This window comes from Acidovorax sp. 59 (assembly GCF_002754175.1).
GTDB lineage: Bacteria > Pseudomonadota > Gammaproteobacteria > Burkholderiales > Burkholderiaceae_C > Acidovorax > Acidovorax delafieldii.
The window spans coordinates 889819-908939 of the sequence record NZ_PEET01000001.1 but is presented as its reverse complement, the minus strand read 5'-3'; the positions used below and the strand labels follow the sequence as shown (position 1 = coordinate 908939).

The 19121-nt window shown below is 62.3% G+C and carries 19 protein-coding genes; 9 read left to right on the top strand and 10 right to left on the bottom strand.

Annotated features, from left to right (window positions below):
- Nucleotides 1-82: 82 nt before the first annotated feature.
- The 3 genes from bcsA to CLU87_RS04120 all read left to right on the top strand — a co-directional run bounded on the left by bcsA (nt 83) and on the right by CLU87_RS04120 (nt 5485).
- Entirely contained in the window at nt 83-2506 is a 2424-nt protein-coding gene (gene bcsA, locus CLU87_RS04130) for a UDP-forming cellulose synthase catalytic subunit (protein ID WP_369804335.1), read from the top strand.
- Nucleotides 2503-4080, top strand: coding sequence for a cellulose biosynthesis protein BcsG (gene bcsG / locus CLU87_RS04125; RefSeq protein ID WP_099729616.1), 1578 nt, complete (start codon nt 2503-2505; stop codon nt 4078-4080). The genes bcsA and bcsG overlap by 4 nt, the downstream gene beginning before the upstream one ends.
- A 172-nt stretch (nt 4081-4252) precedes the next feature.
- Nucleotides 4253-5485, top strand: coding sequence for a multidrug effflux MFS transporter (locus CLU87_RS04120; RefSeq protein ID WP_099729615.1), 1233 nt, complete (start codon nt 4253-4255; stop codon nt 5483-5485).
- A 15-nt stretch (nt 5486-5500) separates the two neighbouring features.
- Here the strand turns inward: CLU87_RS04120 and CLU87_RS04115 are convergent, their stop codons facing one another.
- Nucleotides 5501-6970 carry a GGDEF domain-containing protein gene (locus CLU87_RS04115; protein ID WP_099729614.1) on the bottom strand — a complete coding sequence of 490 codons (1470 nt, stop codon included), beginning with the start codon at nt 6968-6970 and terminating at the stop codon, nt 5501-5503.
- A gap of 142 nt (nt 6971-7112) precedes the next feature.
- On the bottom strand, nt 7113-8993 hold the full coding sequence (locus tag CLU87_RS04110; RefSeq protein WP_099729613.1) for a DEAD/DEAH box helicase: 1881 nt from the start codon (nt 8991-8993) through the stop codon (nt 7113-7115).
- On the opposite strand from CLU87_RS04110, the gene CLU87_RS23115 reads away from it, so the two are divergent.
- Nucleotides 8992-9171 carry a hypothetical protein gene (locus CLU87_RS23115; RefSeq protein WP_143227242.1) on the top strand — a complete coding sequence of 60 codons (180 nt, stop codon included), beginning with the start codon at nt 8992-8994 and terminating at the stop codon, nt 9169-9171. The two genes, CLU87_RS04110 and CLU87_RS23115, sit on opposite strands and share 2 nt — an antisense overlap.
- 216 nt (nt 9172-9387) lie before the next feature.
- On the opposite strand, the gene orn is transcribed toward CLU87_RS23115, so the two are convergent.
- The gene (orn, locus tag CLU87_RS04105; RefSeq protein WP_056062110.1) at nt 9388-9981 is read right to left on the bottom strand and encodes an oligoribonuclease; all 594 of its coding nucleotides are present in this window, start codon (nt 9979-9981) and stop codon (nt 9388-9390) included.
- 37 nt (nt 9982-10018) lie between these two features.
- On the opposite strand from orn, the gene CLU87_RS04100 reads away from it, so the two are divergent.
- Genes CLU87_RS04100 through rsgA form a run of 3 tightly spaced genes read left to right on the top strand, consistent with a single transcriptional unit; the run spans nt 10019 to nt 12618 of the window.
- Entirely contained in the window at nt 10019-11326 is a 1308-nt protein-coding gene (locus CLU87_RS04100) for a M48 family metallopeptidase (RefSeq protein WP_099732029.1), read from the top strand.
- The gene (locus tag CLU87_RS04095) at nt 11323-11661 is read left to right on the top strand and encodes a 4a-hydroxytetrahydrobiopterin dehydratase (RefSeq protein WP_099729612.1); all 339 of its coding nucleotides are present in this window, start codon (nt 11323-11325) and stop codon (nt 11659-11661) included. The genes CLU87_RS04100 and CLU87_RS04095 overlap by 4 nt, the downstream gene beginning before the upstream one ends.
- A 12-nt stretch (nt 11662-11673) precedes the next feature.
- Nucleotides 11674-12618 (top strand): ribosome small subunit-dependent GTPase A, encoded by a 945-nt coding sequence (rsgA, locus tag CLU87_RS04090; protein ID WP_099729611.1) that lies wholly within the window; start codon nt 11674-11676, stop codon nt 12616-12618.
- Between the two features lie 49 nt (nt 12619-12667).
- On the opposite strand, the gene CLU87_RS04085 is transcribed toward rsgA, so the two are convergent.
- The 6 genes from CLU87_RS04085 to rpsP form a co-directional block, all read right to left on the bottom strand.
- The gene (locus CLU87_RS04085) at nt 12668-13654 is read right to left on the bottom strand and encodes a CobD/CbiB family protein (RefSeq protein ID WP_056747487.1); all 987 of its coding nucleotides are present in this window, start codon (nt 13652-13654) and stop codon (nt 12668-12670) included.
- A gap of 187 nt (nt 13655-13841) precedes the next feature.
- On the bottom strand, nt 13842-14564 hold the full coding sequence (locus CLU87_RS04080) for a CoA pyrophosphatase (protein ID WP_233193704.1): 723 nt from the start codon (nt 14562-14564) through the stop codon (nt 13842-13844).
- Between the two features lie 91 nt (nt 14565-14655).
- Entirely contained in the window at nt 14656-15042 is a 387-nt protein-coding gene (gene rplS / locus CLU87_RS04075) for a 50S ribosomal protein L19 (RefSeq protein WP_099729610.1), read from the bottom strand.
- Nucleotides 15043-15170: 128 nt separating this feature from the next.
- A complete protein-coding gene (trmD, locus tag CLU87_RS04070) occupies nt 15171-15929 on the bottom strand; it encodes a tRNA (guanosine(37)-N1)-methyltransferase TrmD (protein ID WP_099729609.1) in 759 nt (252 codons plus the stop codon).
- A 26-nt stretch (nt 15930-15955) separates the two neighbouring features.
- Complete coding sequence (rimM, locus tag CLU87_RS04065; protein ID WP_099729608.1) at nt 15956-16528, bottom strand: ribosome maturation factor RimM; 573 nt, start codon at nt 16526-16528, stop codon at nt 15956-15958.
- A gap of 74 nt (nt 16529-16602) precedes the next feature.
- Complete coding sequence (gene rpsP, locus CLU87_RS04060) at nt 16603-16854, bottom strand: 30S ribosomal protein S16 (protein ID WP_015013104.1); 252 nt, start codon at nt 16852-16854, stop codon at nt 16603-16605.
- Between the two features lie 145 nt (nt 16855-16999).
- Here rpsP and CLU87_RS04055 point away from each other — a divergent pair, with 145 nt between their 5' ends.
- Complete coding sequence (locus CLU87_RS04055; protein WP_099729607.1) at nt 17000-17521, top strand: GNAT family N-acetyltransferase; 522 nt, start codon at nt 17000-17002, stop codon at nt 17519-17521.
- Between the two features lie 11 nt (nt 17522-17532).
- Nucleotides 17533-17979 (top strand): TM2 domain-containing protein, encoded by a 447-nt coding sequence (locus CLU87_RS04050; RefSeq protein ID WP_056061068.1) that lies wholly within the window; start codon nt 17533-17535, stop codon nt 17977-17979.
- Nucleotides 17980-18096: 117 nt separating this feature from the next.
- Here the strand turns inward: CLU87_RS04050 and CLU87_RS04045 are convergent, their stop codons facing one another.
- On the bottom strand, nt 18097-19107 hold the full coding sequence (locus CLU87_RS04045; RefSeq protein WP_056747483.1) for an inorganic phosphate transporter: 1011 nt from the start codon (nt 19105-19107) through the stop codon (nt 18097-18099).
- Nucleotides 19108-19121 lie beyond the last annotated feature (14 nt).

The following is a 19121-nucleotide window of genomic DNA, read 5'->3' as shown; positions in this document are numbered from 1 at the left end:
AGACCAGGCGCCCTCGGGCACCACCACACCCACACCGGCCACCGAACAAGCGGACGCACTGGTGCCCACTCGCAAGGCACTGATGTGGCTCGGGCGCCAGCTTGAGGTCGGGCATGAGGCTCCCTGGTGGATGTGGTTGTGGCGCTGTTTCGTTCTGCCACCCTCGCCACAGCGCGCATTGCGCCCCTGGTTGCTACGCCCAGTGCGCGGGCTTTGGGCAGGCCTCGGCTGGGCCATGCGCTGGCTCTGGCGAGTCCTGGCACTGGCGCTGACACTGGTTTTCTGGCCCATCCGGCTTTTCCTGCGTGCCATGGACCGCCTGGCCACCCACGTCAACGTGGGCAAGGGCATGCGACTGGCAGACCAGTGGCTCACACCGGCCCTGGAGATTCCTGGCCTGCGCTGGGTGATCCTGGCGGTGGGGGCGGTCACCGGTCTGGTCGTCATGACCACCCCATTCAACTGGTTCGGGCAACTGTTGTTCATGCTGCTCTGCTGGGGACTGTCCCTGGTGCTCCGGCGCCTGCCAGGCCGCTATCCTTCGCTGGCGCTTGCAGCGATCAGCCTGCTGGCGATGGGGCGTTACGCCTGGTGGCGCCTGACTTCATCGATTGAATTCGACTCGGTCATCGAGTCCTTCCTGGGCTACGGCCTGCTGGCGGCAGAGGCTTACACCTGGTTGGTGGTGGTGCTGGGCTTCATACAGACTGCCTGGCCCCTGCACCGCAGTCCGGCGGAGCTGCAAGGCGCACCCGCGTCCTGGCCCACGGTGGATGTGTACATCCCCACCTATAACGAGCCGCTGAGTGTAGTGCGCACCACGGTGCTGGCGTCGATGGCACTGGACTGGCCCAAAGACAAGGTCAAGGTCTTCATCCTGGACGATGGGCGGCGCGAGGAATTCCGTGCCTTTGCCGAATCCATGGGCGTGGGCTATATCGTGCGGCCCGACAACAACCACGCCAAGGCTGGCAACCTGAACCATGCGCTGGGCAAGACCGATGGTGAGCTGATCGCCATCTTCGACTGCGACCACATTCCCACACGCTCCTTCCTGACCACGGCCGTGGGCTGGTTCCAGCGCGACCCGAAGTGCGCCATGCTGCAAACGCCGCACCACTTCTTCTCACCTGACCCGTTTGAGCGCAACCTGGGCACCTTCCGCCGTGTGCCCAACGAAGGTGCCCTGTTCTACGGTCTGATCCAGGATGGCAATGATTTCTGGAACGCCACGTTCTTCTGCGGTTCCTGCGCGGTGATACGGCGCGGCCCTTTGCTAGAAGTGGGCGGCATCGCAGTGGAAACCGTGACCGAGGATGCGCACACCGCCCTCAAGCTGCACCGGCGCGGCTACACCACGGCTTACATCAATGAGACGCAGGCCGCCGGCCTGGCCACCGAGAGCCTGTCGGCCCATGTGGGCCAACGCATCCGCTGGGCGCGAGGCATGGCGCAGATCTTCCGCGTGGACAACCCCTTCCTGGGCAAGGGCCTCACGCTGTGGCAGCGCATCTGCTATGCCAACGCCATGGTGCACTTCTTCTTCGGGCTGCCGCGGCTGGTGTTCCTCACCGCGCCCATGGCCTTCTTGTTTTTTGAATGGCACATCATCAACGCGGGCGCCATCATGATCGCGCTGTATGTGCTGCCATACATCCTGCAGTCCAACATCGCCAATGCGCACGTGCAAGGCGAGCACCGGCACACGTTCTGGGCTGAGGTCTACGAAACGGTGTTGGCCTGGTACGTGGCCCTGCCCACCACGGTGGCTCTGATCAATCCGCGCCTTGGCAAGTTCAACGTGACAGCCAAGGGCGGGCTGGTGGACGAGCCGTACTTCGACTGGGTGATCTCCCGCCCCTACACCGTGCTGGTCCTGCTTAACTTCGCAGCCTTCGGCATGGGGCTGCTGCGCCTGTTCTTTTGGAATACCGAGGAAACCGCCACCGTACTCCTCAATCTGCTATGGACGGTCTACAGCATCCTCATGCTGGGTGCTGCGTTGGGTGTGGCATCCGAAGCACGCCAGGTGCGGCGAATGCACCGCGTGGCCACGCAATTGCCCGCAACCTTGTACCAGGACGACGGAACCGTGCTTCAGGCCCTTTGCATCGACTTTTCCATGACTGGTGTAGGCCTGCAATTGCCTGAAGGCACTCCACTGGCCGTGGGAGACAAGGTGCAGGTGGGACTGTGGCGCAACGATATGGAATGCACCTTTCCAGCCACGGTGATGTTGCACAGAGGCCAGAGCGCCACCGGTTTTCAGTTTGACCCCATGACGCGCGAACAACAAATCGACCTGGTGCAGTGCACCTTTGCCCGCCCCGACACCTGGAGGCAATGGAACGACAGCCACGATACCGACCGACCTTTGCATGGCCTGCAGGAAATCGCGCAGCTGGGCGTGCTGGGCTACCGCAAGTTCTGGACTTCGCTGGTGGAGTCGGCACGCAGCCGATGGCCCCTTCGCAAGCAGCGCGGGCAAGAAAGGCTGCCGGCATGAGCTTCTGGCATTTGATTTTCCTTGCCAAGGTGGGCCTGTACTTTGGTGGCTATATCGGCTTGAACTGGTGGCTGAACCTGCTGTTGTGGGCGTCCATGCTGCCCCCCATTGCGCACAAGAGGTGGCGCCGTGTACGCGCTGCAGTCGCCGTAGCGGCTGCCATCGCACTGCTGTATGCCGACTCTTACCTTCCCAGCCCAGGACGCGTGCTGTCGCAGCTCAAAGCGCTGAGTGGCTTCAGCGCGGACTACTGGCTGGAACTTGCCCAGCGGGTGTTCAACCCTGAAATGCTGCTGGTGGGACTGGTCGGCATCGTGCTTTATGCAGCACTGGCCCGGCGGGTGCGTGCGGGGACGTTTGCATTGCTGGCGTTGTTGAGCGTACCGGTGGTAGCGGCCCTGCAGGAGCAGGCGGCTACGCCCCAGGCCACCATGGCCGCAGCAAGCGGATTGAACTCGGCCGCCGCGCCCAACGACAATCAGGACACGTCGCCAGACGCTCTGCTGCAACGCTTTTACGCGAGCGAAAGCCAAAGGCGCGTCCAGTTCACCGCGCCCAATACGCCCCCGGCATTCGACATCATCCTGCTGCATGTGTGCTCCTTGTCGTGGGATGACATGGACTTTGTAGGACAGCGGGACAACCCATTCCTCAAGCGTTTTGATGTGTTGTTCACCAACTTCAACAGCGCTGCCAGCTACAGCGGACCAGCCTCTCTGCGGGTATTGCACGGCACCTGTGGCCAAACACCACACAACAAGCTGTACGAGGGCATTGATCCGCAGTGCTACGTGTTTCCCAACCTGGAAAAAGTGGGCTACCAGACCGCTGCACTGCTCAACCACGACGGGGTGTACGAAGAGTTTGCCCATGCGCTGGAACAGCGCGGAGGCCTTGCTGGCAAGCTGCAGTCCAATCAGGGCGCGCCCGTGCACATGCAGAATTTTGACGGCTCGCCCATCTATAACGACCACGCCTTGTTGGCGCAATGGTGGAAGAAGCGCAGCACTGACCGCAGCACCGGGCCCGTGGCGCTGTACTACAACACCATCTCCCTGCACGACGGAAATCGCGTGCCAGGCATGGCTTCGCGCAACAGCCTGGAGACATTCAAGCCCCGCTTGGTACAGCTGCTCGCCGACTTCGACAAGTTCATCTCCGAACTGGAGGCAGCAGGCCGCCCTGTGGTCGTGATGCTGGTCCCTGAGCACGGCGCATCGCTGCGCGGAGACAAAATCCAGATGTCGGGTATGCGGGAGATTCCTGGCCCCCGCATCACCCTGGTCCCCGCTGCGGTGAAGCTGGTGGGCATGAAGCCATCTGAGGCATCCGCCCCAGCAGCGCCCGTGGTTGTGAACCAGCCGATGAGCTACCTGGGCTTGTACACCTTGCTAGGCGATCTGATTCGCGACAACCCTTACGTCGACTCCGCGCGCCCGTTGGCGGAGCGGCTCGCAGCCCCGGTCACTACCCCCTTTGTGTCAGAGAACGCCGATGTGATCGTGATGCGCAACATGGAAGGCAAGTACGTGATGCGCTCGGGGAACGGTGAATGGGTTCCCTACAACTATTGACTACGTTGGCTTGAAGCCCGAACGGGGCGTGACGAGGGGTTGCGCGACAGCCCCCTTCTCCGCACCCTGCCGCATGCGTCCCGCATAATCCATCCGCACTGCCGCGCCATCCCGCGATGCCACGGCGGTGCGATGTCCTTCGCGTGCCCGCAACCCCCATCTGCCACCACTCATGAACCCACAAGCCCATCTGCTCTGGAAAGCACCCCGCTGGGCGCTCGCGATCCTGTTGGCTGTGCTGGGCATGCTCGGGCCTTTCTCCATCGACACCTACATCCCCGCGTTCTCAGGCATCGCCGCGGCGCTGGGAGCCACACCGGTGGAAATGCAGCAGACGCTGTCCGCCTACCTGTTCGGCTTTGCGTTCATGAGCCTGTTCCACGGCGCGCTGGCAGACAGCTTTGGGCGCAGGCCCGTGATCTTGTGGGGCATCGCCGTGTTCACGCTCGCTTCCGCAGGGTGTGCGCTGTCGCAAACGATCGGGCAACTGGTCTTTTTCCGGGCACTGCAAGGCCTGTCCACGGGAGCAGGGATCGTGGTCTCCCGCGCGGTGATCCGCGACATGTTCCCTCCAGCACAAGCGCAGAAGGTTATGAGCCAGGTGACCATCTACTTTGGAGTGGCTCCAGCGATTGCTCCCATCATCGGAGGCTGGCTGTTTGTCCACACCGGGTGGCACAGCATTTTCTGGTTCCTGACCTTCGTGGGAGTGGCCCTTTGGACCGCCAACTTCAGGCTGCTGCCAGAGACCTTGCATGTGGAGCAGCGCCAGCCCTTTCATGTGCGCCATCTAATGCGCGGCTACGTGCAGTTGGGCACCAGTGCGCGCTTTGTGCTGCTGGCGCTGGCCAGTGGCGTGCCCTTCAATGGCATGTTCCTGTACGTTCTCTCGGCTCCAGCATTTCTTGGCGATCACCTGTCGCTGGCGCCTACGCAGTTTTTCTGGTTTTTTGTCCTGACCATCTCGGGGATCATGGGCGGTGCGTGGCTCAGTGGACGGCTGGCAGGGCGTATCCCGCCCAAGCGCCAGATCCGCCACGGATTTGTCATCATGTTTTCGGTGGCTGTGTTGAACCTGGTCGCCAATCTGCTGTTCACACCCCACGCCTGGTGGGCTCTGGCGCCCATTGCGGTCTTCTCTTTTGGCTGGGCACTGATGGTGCCGGTGGTGACGCTGCTGGTGCTGGACCTCTACCCGGAGCGCCGAGGCATGGCCTCATCCATGCAGGCGTTTGTCGGCTCTTCGGCCAATGGCCTGGTGGCAGGCGTCATCGCTCCGCTGGTGATGCACTCTACCGTTTTGCTGGCGCTGTCATCACTCCTGATGTTGTGCCTTGGCATGCTGTCCTGGATCTGTCTGCACCATCGCTGGCCCGAGATCGGGCGTACGCCGGTCCACCTCTGATCAATACCCGACTGATCAAGGACTGGGCTGCCGCCGGTCCACGTTTTTTTGCTGGTAATAGCGGTTCTTCTCCGCATACATCGCCTGGTCTGCGCGATGGATCGCGGCTTCTACCGCATCTCCAGACTGGCAACAGGCAATCCCCATGGCCAGGCTCAGATGCTGGCCAGGGTAGAACTGGTTGTTGAGTTCGAGCATCGACAAAATGCGCTCCTGCAAAGCCATGGCTCCTCGCTCATCCGTGCCTGGCAACAACACCGTGAACTCGTCACCACCAATGCGGGCTGCGCAGGCCGGAGCATCCACGGCCTTGGCCAAGACCTCGCCAACGCGGCGCAGCATGGAGTCCCCCGCCGCATGGCCTTGCTCATCGTTCACCACCTTGAGACCATTCAGGTCGATGGCGATGATGGACAGCGGCCAAGGGCCCTTGCGGGTCAGGCGGTTGAGCTCCTCTGCATAAAAGGCTCGGTTGCGCAATTGCGTGAGCACATCGTGCTTGCCCAGGTACTCCAGATAAGCCTCGGCCTTCTTGCGTGCCGTGATATCCACCAATGACAGGAGCACCAGGCCCCAGTCGCTCATGTGATCGGCAAGCACCGAGAACTGCATGTGGATATGCACGGCATCCCCGGACAGTGCGTAGTTAACCACTTCGCGCTGTTGAAAGGTCTTGCCCTCCCACAGGTCCAGCAATTGCTCCGCAAAGGACTCGTGCATCTCACCGCGAAACACCCGACCAATGTTGTTCAGCAGCATTTCTTTGCTCTCTGCGCCGAACATCCGCAGGGTCTGCTGGTTCACATCGATCACCCGGATTTCGTGCATGCAGCGTGTCACGAACTCGGGATGCACCCGGATGAATGTCTTGAAATCATCAATACCCTGCGCACGCACACCATCGAGCAGGTTCTTGACCGCGCTGAAATCCTCTACCCACAAGGACACCGGGGAATGCTCGAACAGGTCACGCGCATACTGCTCGCTGCGGCGCAGTTCAGCACCAGCGCGTACAGTGCCCGTCACATCCTCAAGCGACACCAGCACACGACTCCAGTTGTCCTCATACCCGGGCAAGATACGCGCACGGATCTGCACATCCAGCCGCCGCCCGTCGAGCGCGTAGTTCACAGTCTGGTTGGAAAACTCCAGCTGTCCGTCCCACAGCTGTGACAGCTCATGCGCCACCGCATCGTGCATGTCGTCCCGAAACACCTTGTCCAGGTTGGCTTCCAGGACCTGCTGGCTCTCGGCGGCAAACAGGTCCAGTGTGCGCTGATTGACCTTGAGCACCTTGAGTGCGGAGCTGCAGGCCCGCAGGCGGGCCGGATCTTGGGCCAGATACGTGCGGATATCAGTCACGCCTTCGACGCGCCACTGGTCAAAAAGCTGCTTGAGCGCACTGTAGTCCTCCAACCAGAGCGACACTGGCGCCAGCCCGAACATGTGCTCAAAGTCCGCACCCGAAGATAAAGAAGACGACACAGCAGATTCCTCCGGCGGCCATTATTGACGAGTCGCCGATGGCATCTGCGGCTGAAAAGGCGTCTACCATGAAAAAAGGCCAGCACCTTGCGGTACCAGCCTTTGCAACAGCGGTGGCGCTAGGCCACCAAACTGTCAGCGATCAGCGCGCGGGGCGTGCAGGACGCTTGCGGGCGTCGTGGGCCACGAAGGGCTTGCCAGCACCACCAGCAGGTTTGGCAAACGCCGGCTTGCGAGGAGCGAAATCGCCGCGCGGTGCACCCGCATCGCCACGGGGAGCAAAGCCACCACGGCCTGTGTCACCAAAACCAGGCTTGCGGCCATAACCGTCACCGTCACGACGCGGCGCAAAACCACGGTCGCCGCCACGGTCATCACGGCCAGCGAAACCGCCGCCGCCTTCACCACGGGCAGGGGCGCCACGGTTGTCACGACCAGCAAAGCCGCCGCCAAAGCCACCACCGAATCCACCACGATCATTGCCACCACGTGCGGGACCACCGAAGCGACCGCGCGACTGGTTGTCACGGTTGTCATACGAACGGCCTGGGGCGCCACGGCCACCACCAAAATCGCCACCGCGAGGTGCCTGCGGCGCGCGCTGCGAGGGCTCCATGCCCGGAATCACTTCGGCCTTGAACTGCTGGCGGCTGTACGACTCAATGTCGTAGATCTTGCGGCGATCGCGGAACTCGGCAAACGTGATGGCCAGGCCATCGCGGCCCGCACGGCCGGTACGACCAATGCGGTGGGTGTAGTCCTCAGCCTTCATGGGCAGGCCGAAGTTGAACACGTGGGTGATGGTGGGCACGTCGATACCACGCGCGGCCACGTCGGTGGCCACCAGGATCTGAACCTGACCAGCGCGCAACGCCATCAAACGGCGATTGCGCAGGCCCTGGCTCAGGGCGCCGTGCAGCGCCACGGCCGAGAAGCCTTCTTGCTGCAGGTCGTTGGCCAAACCGTCACACTCCACCTGGGTACTGGCGAATACGATGGCTTGGTTGATCGTGGTGTCACGCAGCCAGTGGTCCAGCATCTTGCGCTTGTGCTGGGCATTGTCGGCCCAGTACAGCACTTGCTTGATGTTGGCGTGCTTCTCTTGCGGAGAATCGATGGTCACCTTCTGCACAGACGAACCACCATCGTGCATCACGCGCATGGCCAGTTGCTGGATGCGGGGCGCAAATGTGGCGCTGAACATCATGGTCTGCTTGCGCTGCGCGGTCAGCTGGTTCAGTTCAGCCAAGTCATCCGAGAAGCCCAGGTCGAGCATACGGTCCGCTTCGTCAACGACCAGGAACTGCACCTTGTCGAGCTTGATTTGCATCGAGCGCTGCAGGTCCAGCAGGCGGCCAGGGGTCGCCACCACGAGGTCAGCGTTTTGCAGTTTGGCGATCTGCAACTGGTAGGGCATGCCACCCACCACGTTGGCCACGCGCAGGCCGCGGCAATGCTTGACCAAGTCGATGGCGTCGTGCGCAACTTGCTGAGCCAGTTCACGCGTGGGGCACAGGATCAGGGCACCAGGGGTGGCGGCCTTGAAGTTGCGCGAGCTTGTGGGGTCCTTGCGCTTGGCACGCTTGGGAGCAGGTTCGCCACGGGCGGCAGCTTCGGCCACAGCACGCTCGAAAGCTGCGCGTTCTTCGGCTTCGGCAGCGGCTTGCTGGTTGATCAGCGTGTGCAGCACGGGCAGCAGGAAGGCGGCGGTCTTGCCGCTGCCAGTCTGGCTGGAGACCATGAGGTCAATGAACTTGGTGGAGTCATTGCCACCGCCCATCGCCAGGGGGATGGCCTTGAGCTGCACGCTGGTGGGTTGGGTGTAGCCGAGGTCAGCCACAGCTTGCACGAGTTCAGGGGCCAGGCCCAGCTCAATGAAGCCGTTGGGTTCAGCGGTCACGGAAGCGTCGGCTTCGACAGCAGATGCCACGGCGTCCAGGGGAGAAGACTGCACGGAAATGTCGGCAGCAAAGGAAGTGTCTGCAGGCGCGAATTCGCCCTGCACCAAAGAGGTGTCGGTCATGATTTTTCTCTCACGAAGACGGTCGCGGGCGCAGCCCACGATTGGCTTCGTCAAATGGTTAAAAAACATCAACCATCAAACGAAACCTGCGCTGGCGCAGAAAAGGCCGGAGCGGGTGGGCATTATTCGCCAGTCCTGCACTGTCGATGGACAGTCGGCTGGCAAGCCCGGTGTGTGAGGGGAGATGCACAATCTGCGAGGAATTCCTGCGCAGCCAGCGATTATTGCACGATTAAGGGTTTGCCCGCAATACCCCCTTTGCTTTTACCGGGGGAACCACCTCGATTACGCCGAATTCTTTCGCTCGCCTTCGTAATGCACGCGCGCCCAGGGGCGGACATCACGCGGAACTACTGCCCTCCTCACTTCCTCACCAAGAAAGAGGAGCGGCAACTTAGGACGTTTTCACATCCACGGCCAATAGGTGCTGGCGGTAATGCGCCAGCTCGTCGATGGACTCGTGGACATCTGCCAGGGCCGTGTGTTTTTGCGCCTTCTTGAAGCTGGTGTAAGCCTCAGGCTTCCAGCGCTTGGCCAGCTCCTTGAGCGTGCTCACATCTACGTTGCGATAGTGAAAGAACCGTTCGAGCTTGGGCATGTAGCGGACCAGAAACCGCCGGTCCTGGCCAATGCTGTTGCCGCACATGGGCGCGGTGCCCTTGGGCACGTACTGGGCCAGGAAAGCAAGGATCTTCTGCTCCGCTTCCTCCTCCGTAACCGTGGACGCCTTCACCTTGTCGATCAGGCCGCTGCGGCCGTGCGTGCCTTTGTTCCAGGCATCCATCTTGTTCAGCAATTCATCCGGCTGGTGAATGGCGAACACGGGGCCTTCGACGCGGGGTTCCAGGCTCGGACCGGTCACAACCACGGCGATCTCCAGCAGGCGGTCGGTGTCGGGCTCCAGGCCGGTCATTTCACAGTCCAGCCAGACCAGGTTCTGGTCGGATTTGGCAAGCGTGGCAGGGGTGGGGTTGTTGGCTTCTGACATGGCGCGCATTGTCGCCGATGGCCTAAACTCGCCGCACATGCCCACCTCTGACGACATTTCCCCCTCTTTGCTGTTCACCCTGGCCTTTGCAGCCGCGCTGCTGCTGGGCCTGGCCCTCAAGTTCTGGCTGGCTACGCGCCAGGTCCGGCATGTAGCACGCCATCGCGCTGCGGTCCCGGTACCGTTTGCCGAGCGCATCGCCCTGGCGGCGCACCAGAAGGCGGCCGACTACACCATCACCAAGGCCCGGCTGGGCATGCTGGAGATGGCGCTGGGCGCGGCCGTGCTGCTGGGCTGGACCTTGCTGGGCGGTCTGGACTCTTTGAACCAGACACTGCTTGCCGGATTGGGCGGCGGCATGTGGCAACAGATAGCATTGCTGGTGGCCTTTGCCGCCATCAGTGGCCTGATCGACCTGCCCCTGTCGCTGTACCAGACCTTCGTGGTGGAAGAACGGTTTGGCTTCAACAAGATGACCTGGCGCCTGTGGTTGGCGGACGCGCTCAAGGGGCTGCTGGTGGGCGCGATCATCGGGCTGCCCATTGCCGCGCTGATCCTCTGGTTGATGGGCGCTGCAGGCCCGCTGTGGTGGCTGTGGGCCTGGTGTTTCTGGATGGGTTTCAACCTGCTGCTGATGGTGATCTACCCCACCTTCATTGCACCGTTGTTCAATAAATTTCAGCCGCTCGAAGACGAGTCGCTCAAGACCCGCGTGACTGCGCTGATGCAGCGTTGCGGCTTCTCGGCCAAGGGCCTGTTCGTGATGGACGGCAGCCGCCGCAGCGCCCACGCCAATGCCTATTTCACAGGCTTTGGTGCCGCCAAGCGCGTGGTGTTCTACGACACCCTGCTGCGCCAGCTGGCACCTGGCGAGGTCGAAGCTGTGCTGGCCCATGAGCTGGGCCACTTCAAGCACCGCCACATCATCCAGCGCATCGTGATGATGTTTGCGCTCAGCCTGGCGGGCTTTGCGCTGCTGGGCTGGCTTTCCACACAGGTCTGGTTCTACACCGGTCTGGGTGTGCGGCCCAACATCTCGCTGGACCCGGCCATGGCCGCCGCACCCAATGATGCGCTGGCACTGTTACTGTTCATGCTCGTCGTGCCGGTGTTCACCTTCTTCATCTCGCCGCTGTTTTCGCAACAATCGCGTCGCCATGAGTTCCAGGCGGACGCGTATGCCGTAGCCCAGGCCAGCGGCGCCGACCTGTCGTCGGCCTTGCTCAAGCTGTACGAAGACAATGCCTCCACGCTGACACCCGATCCGGTCTACGTGAAGTTTTACTACTCGCATCCGCCCGCCACTGAACGACTGGCGCGCATGCAAACCCCTGTCCACCCATGACTACCATGTTGAAGAAAAAAGATTGGTCCACGCTGATACGCCGGGCCCTGACAGCTACAGAAGTAGTAGCAAACCTGGCCAAGCTGGAGGGCTGGAGCCTCAGTGGTGACGGTGCCAACGTCGCCATCGAGAAGACCTACCACTTTGCCAATTACTACGAGACGATCTCGTTCGTGAACGCCCTGGCTTTCATCGCCAACGCGCAAGACCACCACCCTGATCTGTCGGTGCACTACAACCGTTGCGTGGTGCGACTGAACACGCACGACGTGCACGGCATCTCAAGCACCGACTTCGAGTGTGCCACCCAGTTCGACGCGCTGGTCTCGCTGTGACACAGGCCCACCATGGCTGAACGCAGCGCCCTCATGGAAGGCACCGTGGTGGCCAGCCATGGGCGCCACTGCATGGTCGAGACCCCGGATGGGGAGCGCCGCATCTGCCACCCCCGCGGTAAAAAAAGCCAGGCCGTCGTTGGCGACCATGTGCTATGGCAGGCACCGCCGCCCGGGCAAGGCGAAGAGGGCACCATCGAAAAGGTCAAGGAACGGCGCAACCTGTTCTACCGACAGGACGAGATTCGCACCAAATCTTTCGCCGCCAACCTCGATCAGGTACTCATCCTGATTGCGGCGGAACCGGTGTTCTCCGAAAGCCAGCTATCACGGGCACTGATTGCGGCAGAGGCGGAGGGCATCAAACCCATCATTGCACTCAACAAGAGTGATCTGGTCGAACCCTTCGCCCGCGCATGGGAGCGACTGCTGCCGTACCGGCACATGGGCGCAGGCAAACACTATGGCGTGCTGCCGCTATCTCTGGCGCTGTCCAGCGATGTGGACCGCGCCCTGCTCATGGAACACTTGCAGGGCAAGACTACGCTGGTGCTGGGCCCGTCGGGGTCCGGCAAGAGCACGCTGATCAACCTGCTGGTGCCGGGCGCCTCGGTGCTCACCGGCGAAATCTCGCAGGCCCTGAATTCAGGCAAACACACCACCACCAGCACCCACTGGTACTGGATGGATGCGGCGCGCACCACGGCACTGATCGACTCGCCAGGGTTCCAGGAATTCGGGCTGCACCATATCGCCCCCATGCAGCTGGCGGCCTGTATGCCCGACATCGCCGAGCATGCAACGGCCTGCAAGTTCTACAACTGCACCCACCTGCATGAGCCGGGGTGCGGTGTGCTGGATGCAGTCAAAAAGGGCCAAAGCGCTGGAGGAATAAGCCCTTCTCGCTACAAAATATATAGCGATTTATTTGAAGAGCTGAGTCACACCCGGTATTGACCGGCGTATGCCAGCGGCGCCATGCGAGATGGCGCGACAGGTGAACGGGCTAGCCGAGCAACCGGGCCAGCGTCAACAGCGCCAGCAGCAGCATCCAGACCACCACCGAGCGCCACACCAGGCCCACCACGCTGCGAAGGTGGCCTACTTCAGGCTCGCGGCCGGGGGTGGAGTCGCTGTCGCCCATGTCGGCATCAATCTCCAGACCCTGTGGCGCATGCAGCTCAGTGCGCGCCTTCAACGCCTCACCGCCCAGGCGCACATTGATGGCACCTGCCGTTGCGGCGAGCACCACACCATCGTTGTCGTTGGGAAATCGCTGCGCATGAAAACGCCAGCCTTCAATCGCTTCTTCAAAGCTACCGACCACCGCAAAGCTCAATGCCGTGAGCCGAGCGGGCAACCAGTCGATGGCGGTCCAGGCCTGTGCTGAGGCCTGTTGCAGGGATTCGCTAGCGGGCAAGGCGCCCGTGCGCTGCTTGTAATGCCAGTAGCGCGAGACAAATTCAGCCAGGCGATAAAGTACCGCCCCCGTCGGCCCCAAACCCAGTGCAGCCAGCACCGAGAACCAGGCCAGCACGCCAAACACGTGCCGGTGGGCTGCCAGCACCGAATACTCAATCACATGGCGCACGATTTCGCTGCGCGGCAGCGCGCCTACGTCCACCTGCTGCCAGTGCGCCAAACGCTCGCGCGCCGCGTCTTCGTCACCCTCTTCCAGCGCATCGCGGATGCCGGTGAAGTGGTGGCTAAACTGCCGAAAACCCAGCGTGACATATAGCACCGCCACGCTCCAGAGCACCGCAAACGGCCAGCCGAGACCCCACAGCAGCAGCCAGTGGATGCCCAGTGTGACCAGTGCGGGAACGAGTACCGCGAGGCTCCACGCCACCCACCCGTGGTGCGATTTGCCCGCGTCGAAATTGCGGCTCACGGACAAGGCCCATGCACGCAGCCCCGCGTGGATGGGATTGCTGCGAGCCAGAGGGCGTGCCTGCTCGATCAGCAGAGCGAACAGGATGGCAAAGAAACTCATGGGGGGCAATGATACTGGCGCCAAGGCACGGGAGCACGTGATTCCGCCGAACCTCAGCGACACATCCTCCAATGAAGCGGGAACCCCACCCGCAGCCCTCAAAGCCCGCACGGTCGAAGCCAGAGCCTCCATGTGAGGGTCGCGCTACCGTACCAGGTGCGTCCGCGCGAAGCGCCTCAGGGGTGCTTCATTCAGCCATCATGAACCGGTAGAAATTGCGCAGCATGCCAGCCGTGGCGCCCCAGATGAAATGGGTCTTGTCGCCTTGCTGGTAGGGCATGGAGAACCACTCGCGGTGCACGCCATCGCGGTCAAATACATGGCGGCGATGGTGAGCCGGGTCGAGCAAAAAGGCCAGCGGTACCTCAAACAGGTCAGCCACCTCATACGGGTTAGGCCGAAGCACGCAGTCCGGCTGCACCAGGGCGACCACCGGGGTGATGATGAATGACGAGCCGGTCACGTAGGTGGGCAAGGTCCCCAGCACCTCGACAAATTCACGGTCCAGGCCCACCTCCTCCTGCGCTTCGCGCAAGGCGGTTTCAGCAGCACTGGCGTCTTCCGGATCAGCCCGCCCGCCCGGGAAGGCCACCTGCCCGGAATGCGTGGACAGGTGTGCAGTGCGCTCCGTCAACAGCACCATGGGCTGCTCGCGCAACACGATAGCCAGCAACACGGACGCATGGGCTGGCTCGCGGTTCATGAATTGCTTCTCCAGCACCACCTCTGGCTCCCACTGGGGTGGTTGCGCAAAACGCGCGCGCAAAGCATCGGGCGTTTGCGCAGCCAGTGACACGGCGTGCAGGTGGGCATCCACACCCACCACCGGCACCATGCGGGGGTCAAAATCGGGCAGGCTCGACAAAGGCGCAATGACCGACGACACGGCAGGAGGAGAAGTAGGGTTCACAAGAAGCAGGTTCCACGGACCAAAAAAGCAAAAAGCCGCTACAGGCTGATGCTGTAGCGGCTTGTCAGGACAGGCCCTCGCCTTGCTTGAATTAAGCGGCGGTGGCGGCAGCAACCTTGACGCGTTGTGGCAGCTTTTCCTTGATACGTGCCGACTTGCCGCTGCGGTCACGCAGGTAGTACAGCTTCGCACGGCGCACGTCGCCGCGGCGCTTGACTTCGATGCCGGCGATCAACGGGCTGTAGGTCTGGAACGTACGTTCCACGCCTTCGCCGCTGGAGATCTTGCGCACGGTGAAGCCGCTGTTCAGGCCGCGATTGCGCTTGGCAATCACCACACCTTCGTAAGCCTGCACGCGCTTGCGGGTACCTTCCACCACGTTCACGCTCACGATGACGGTGTCACCAGGGGCGAATTCGGGGATGGTCTTGTTCAAGCGGGCGATTTCTTCCGCTTCCAGGGTCTGGATCAGGTTCATGTGAGTTTCCTAGTGATCTTGTCCGCGCCAAAAATGGCTGCATCGGGATTGACGTCTCAGTGTTTTGCGGGAGAACTCCCAGGCAAAACGGCCGGCCAGAGGATCGAAAAGCCTTTGATTATAGCAATTTAGCCGAGCTTGGCCAATACCGCCTCATCGGCGGGTGCCAAACGCCCCGCTTTGCGCGCAGCATCGATGAGATCAGGCCGGTGGCGGGCCGTGGTGGCCAGGCGCTGATCACGCCGCCAGCGTTCGATCTGCGCATGGTGGCCCGACAGGAGGGCAGCAGGTACCTGCTGCCCCGCCCATTCTTCGGGCCGCGTGTAATGCGGGCAGTCCAGCAGTCCATCGAGCGCGGGATTGAAGCTGTCGAGCTGGTGGCTGCCCTCGTCGTTGAGCACCCCGGGCTGCAGGCGCGCCACGGCGTCCAGCAGGGCCATGGCGGCAATCTCGCCGCCCGAGAGCACGAAGTCGCCCAGGCTCATCTGGACATTCACATGGGTGTCAATGAACCGCTGGTCGATGCCTTCATAGCGTCCACACAGCAACACGGCCCCCTCGCTGGCAGACCAGCGCTCCACGGCGGCGTGGTTCAGCGACTCGCCAATGGGAGAAAAAAGAACCAGCGGCGCCTCGCCGCCCTCGGGCTCACCACGCTCTGCCCGGATGGCCGCAAGACACCGCGCCAAGGGCTCAGCCATCATCACCATGCCCGGACCACCGCCAAACGGTCGGTCATCCACCCGACGGTAGTTGCCGTCGGCATAGTCCCGTGGGTTCCACAGGCGCACATCGACCTGGCCGCTCGCGTAGGCGCGCCGGGTCACGCCGCTCGCCAGGAAGGGCGCGAACAGCTCGGGAAAGAGGGTGATGATGTCAAAGCGCATGGTGCGCGGCACTGTCCGTGGGCCTGTCAGTAGTCGGGCTGCCAGTCCACGGTGATGCGTTTTTCGGCCAGATCCACCTTGTCCACGAAGGCCGAGACAAACGGAATCATGCGCTCCTGTGCCTTGCCGTCCTGCTCATAGGCCAGCACCAGCACGGTCTGGGGGCCGGTAGACATCAACTCGCGCACCTCACCCAGCGCCACACCTTCACGGTTGAAGACCGACAGGCCGATCAGATCGACCCAGTAGTACTCGTCTTCGGAGGTGGATGGAAAACTGGACCGTGGCACAAAAATCCGCGCACCTCGCAGTGCCTCCGCGCCATTGCGGTCGTCAATGCCCTGCGCCCAGGCCACTACGGAGTCCGAATGGTCCTTGGCCTGGCGGATGGGCAGCAACACGGTGCCACTGAAGGTCTTGGCACCCCGCTCGGAGGGCTGCAGGTACCAGCGTTTGGACGAAAAAAGCGCCTCGGGATTGCTGCTGTGCGGCAGCACCTTGAACCAGCCCTTGACGCCCCAGGCATCCGCGATGCGCCCCACTTCAACGGCATCGGCAGGCAGTTCTGCGGGTTCGAGGGTCAACGGTGTGGTGGCCATAGCAGTGAATCCAGAATGAGAAAAGGGCGGGTTCCGCCAGACCAGCCGACGGAACCCGCCCTTTTCAGGGAGCTTTAAGCAGCCTTCTTGGCGGCTTGCTTGATCAGGCGGTCCACCGTGGGGGAGGACTGTGCGCCAACGCCCACCCAGTAAGCCAGGCGGTCTTGCACGATGCGCAGGCCTTCTTCGGATTCCTTGGCGGTGGGGTTGTAGAAGCCGATGCGCTCGATGAAGCGGCCATCACGGCGCACGCGCTTGTCAGCAACGACGATGTTGAAGAAAGGACGGCCCTTGGAGCCGCCGCGGGAGAGTCGAATGACGACCATGATTTATCCTTCGGGTGGTGAACTCCGGCAACATTTGCCGTAAGCCACAGTGTTCGCAACCATATTCGCAACGCTTGAGACACGCGACATGGCCACCCGGCCAGCGACACGCTGCAAAGCCTGCGATTATATCCATTTCCCCAAAATGCCCTCTATCCGCCCCAGCACTGACAGCGATATTCCTGCCATCACGGCCATTTACCAACACCATGTGCTCCACGGCACGGGCACCTTCGAGATAGATCCTCCCTCCGAAGCCGATATGGCAAGCCGCCGCGCCGATGTGCTGGCGCGTGGCCTGCCCTGGCTGGTAGCGGAGAAAGACGGCCAAGTGCTGGGCTTTGCCTATGCCAACTGGTTCAAGCCCCGCCCGGCCTACCGCTTCTCGGCAGAGGACTCGATCTACGTGGCTGACAGCGCCCGTGGCATGGGCCTGGGCCGCAAGCTGCTGGCCGAGCTGGCGGTACAGGCCGAAGCGGCTGGCGTGCGCAAGCTGCTGGCGGTGATTGGCGACTCTGCCAACGCGGGCTCCATCGGCGTGCACCGGGCGCTGGGCTTTACCGATGTGGGCGTCATGCGCTCGGTAGGCTGGAAGTTCGGCGCCTGGCGCGACATCGTGCTCATGGAAAAGACACTGGGCGCGGGCGATACCACCTCCCCCGAATAAAGCAGCACTCCATGAAAAACAAAACTGTGGCGGCCTGGCTCGCCTTCGTGGGCGGGCCTTTGGGCCTGCACCGCTTTTACCTGCATGGCCTGTCCGACATGCTCGGCTGGTTGTTGCCGATCCCCACTGCGCTGGGCATCTATGGCATCCAGCGGGTGCAGCAACTCGGCCAGGACGACCACTACAGCTGGGTGCTGATTCCGCTGCTGGGCTTCACGATTGCCGCATGTGCGTTGCGTGCCATCCTGTACGCGCTGATGACACCCGAGGCATGGAATGCACGCTACAACCCCAGCGCCGCACCCGATGCCGCGCCGGGCAGGACGCAATGGATCACGGTGGGCGCCATCGTGGTGTCCCTGCTGATAGGCACCACGGTGCTGATGGCCAGCCTGGCGTTCAGTTTCCAGCGGTACTTCGAGTACCAGATCGAGGAAGCGCGCAAGATCTCGCAGTGATCTGCTGGCAGACACATACGCAAACGCCCCATCGAATTCACACTCAATGGGGCGTATGCGCTAGTACTGATTGCCTGGTCTGCTATTTATTCAATAGCATTCAGGACCACTCGGCCATCAGAACAACTGCAGGCTGATCCAGTAAGCAACGGCGGCCACAAATGCGCTCGCCGGGATGGTCAGAATCCACGCCCAGATGATGTTGCCCGCCACGCCCCAGCGCACGGCGCTGGCGCGCTGGGTGGAGCCCACACCGACGATGGCGCCCGTGATGGTGTGCGTGGTGGACACAGGAATACCCAGCGTGGTGGCCAGGAACAAGGTCAGCGCCCCGCCCGTTTCGGCACAGAAGCCGCCCACTGGCTTGAGCTTGGTAATCTTCTGGCCCATGGTCTTCACAATGCGCCAGCCGCCAAACATGGTGCCCAGGCCAATGGCCACGTAGCAGCTGATGATGGCCCAGGTAGGGGGCGAAGCGTCAGACGCCGACGAGTACCCCGTGGCAATCAGCAGCAGCCAGATGATGCCAATGGTCTTTTGCGCGTCGTTGCCGCCATGCCCCAGGCTGTAGGCGCCTGCAGATACCAGCTGCAACCGGCGGAACCATTTGTCCACCTTGCTCGGGCGCGTGCGCCGGAAGATCCAGGCCACGGCCACCATCATGAGCGAGCCCAGCGCAAACCCCAGCAGCGGAGAGACAAAGATGAACGCCACGGTCTTGAGGATGCCCGCCGAGATCAGCGCGCCCGCACCAGCCTTGGCAATCACGGCCCCCACGATGCCGCCGATGAGCGCGTGCGAGGAGCTGCTGGGGATACCGTAGTACCAGGTGATCACGTTCCAGGTGATCGCGCCCACCAGGGCGCCAAACACCACGTGCGTGTCCACAATGCCGGGCTGCACGATGCCCTTGCCCACCGTCGCTGCCACGCTCAGGTGAAAGACAAAGATCGCCACAAAGTTGAAGAAGGCGGCAAACAGCACCGCCTGCGCGGGCTTGAGCACGCCGGTGGAGACCACCGTGGCGATCGAATTGGCCGCGTCGTGGAACCCGTTCATGAAGTCGAACAGGATTGCCAGGGCCACAAGCAGAACCACAACCCAGAGGGCCGTCTGTACGGTTTCCATACTGGTCAGCCTGC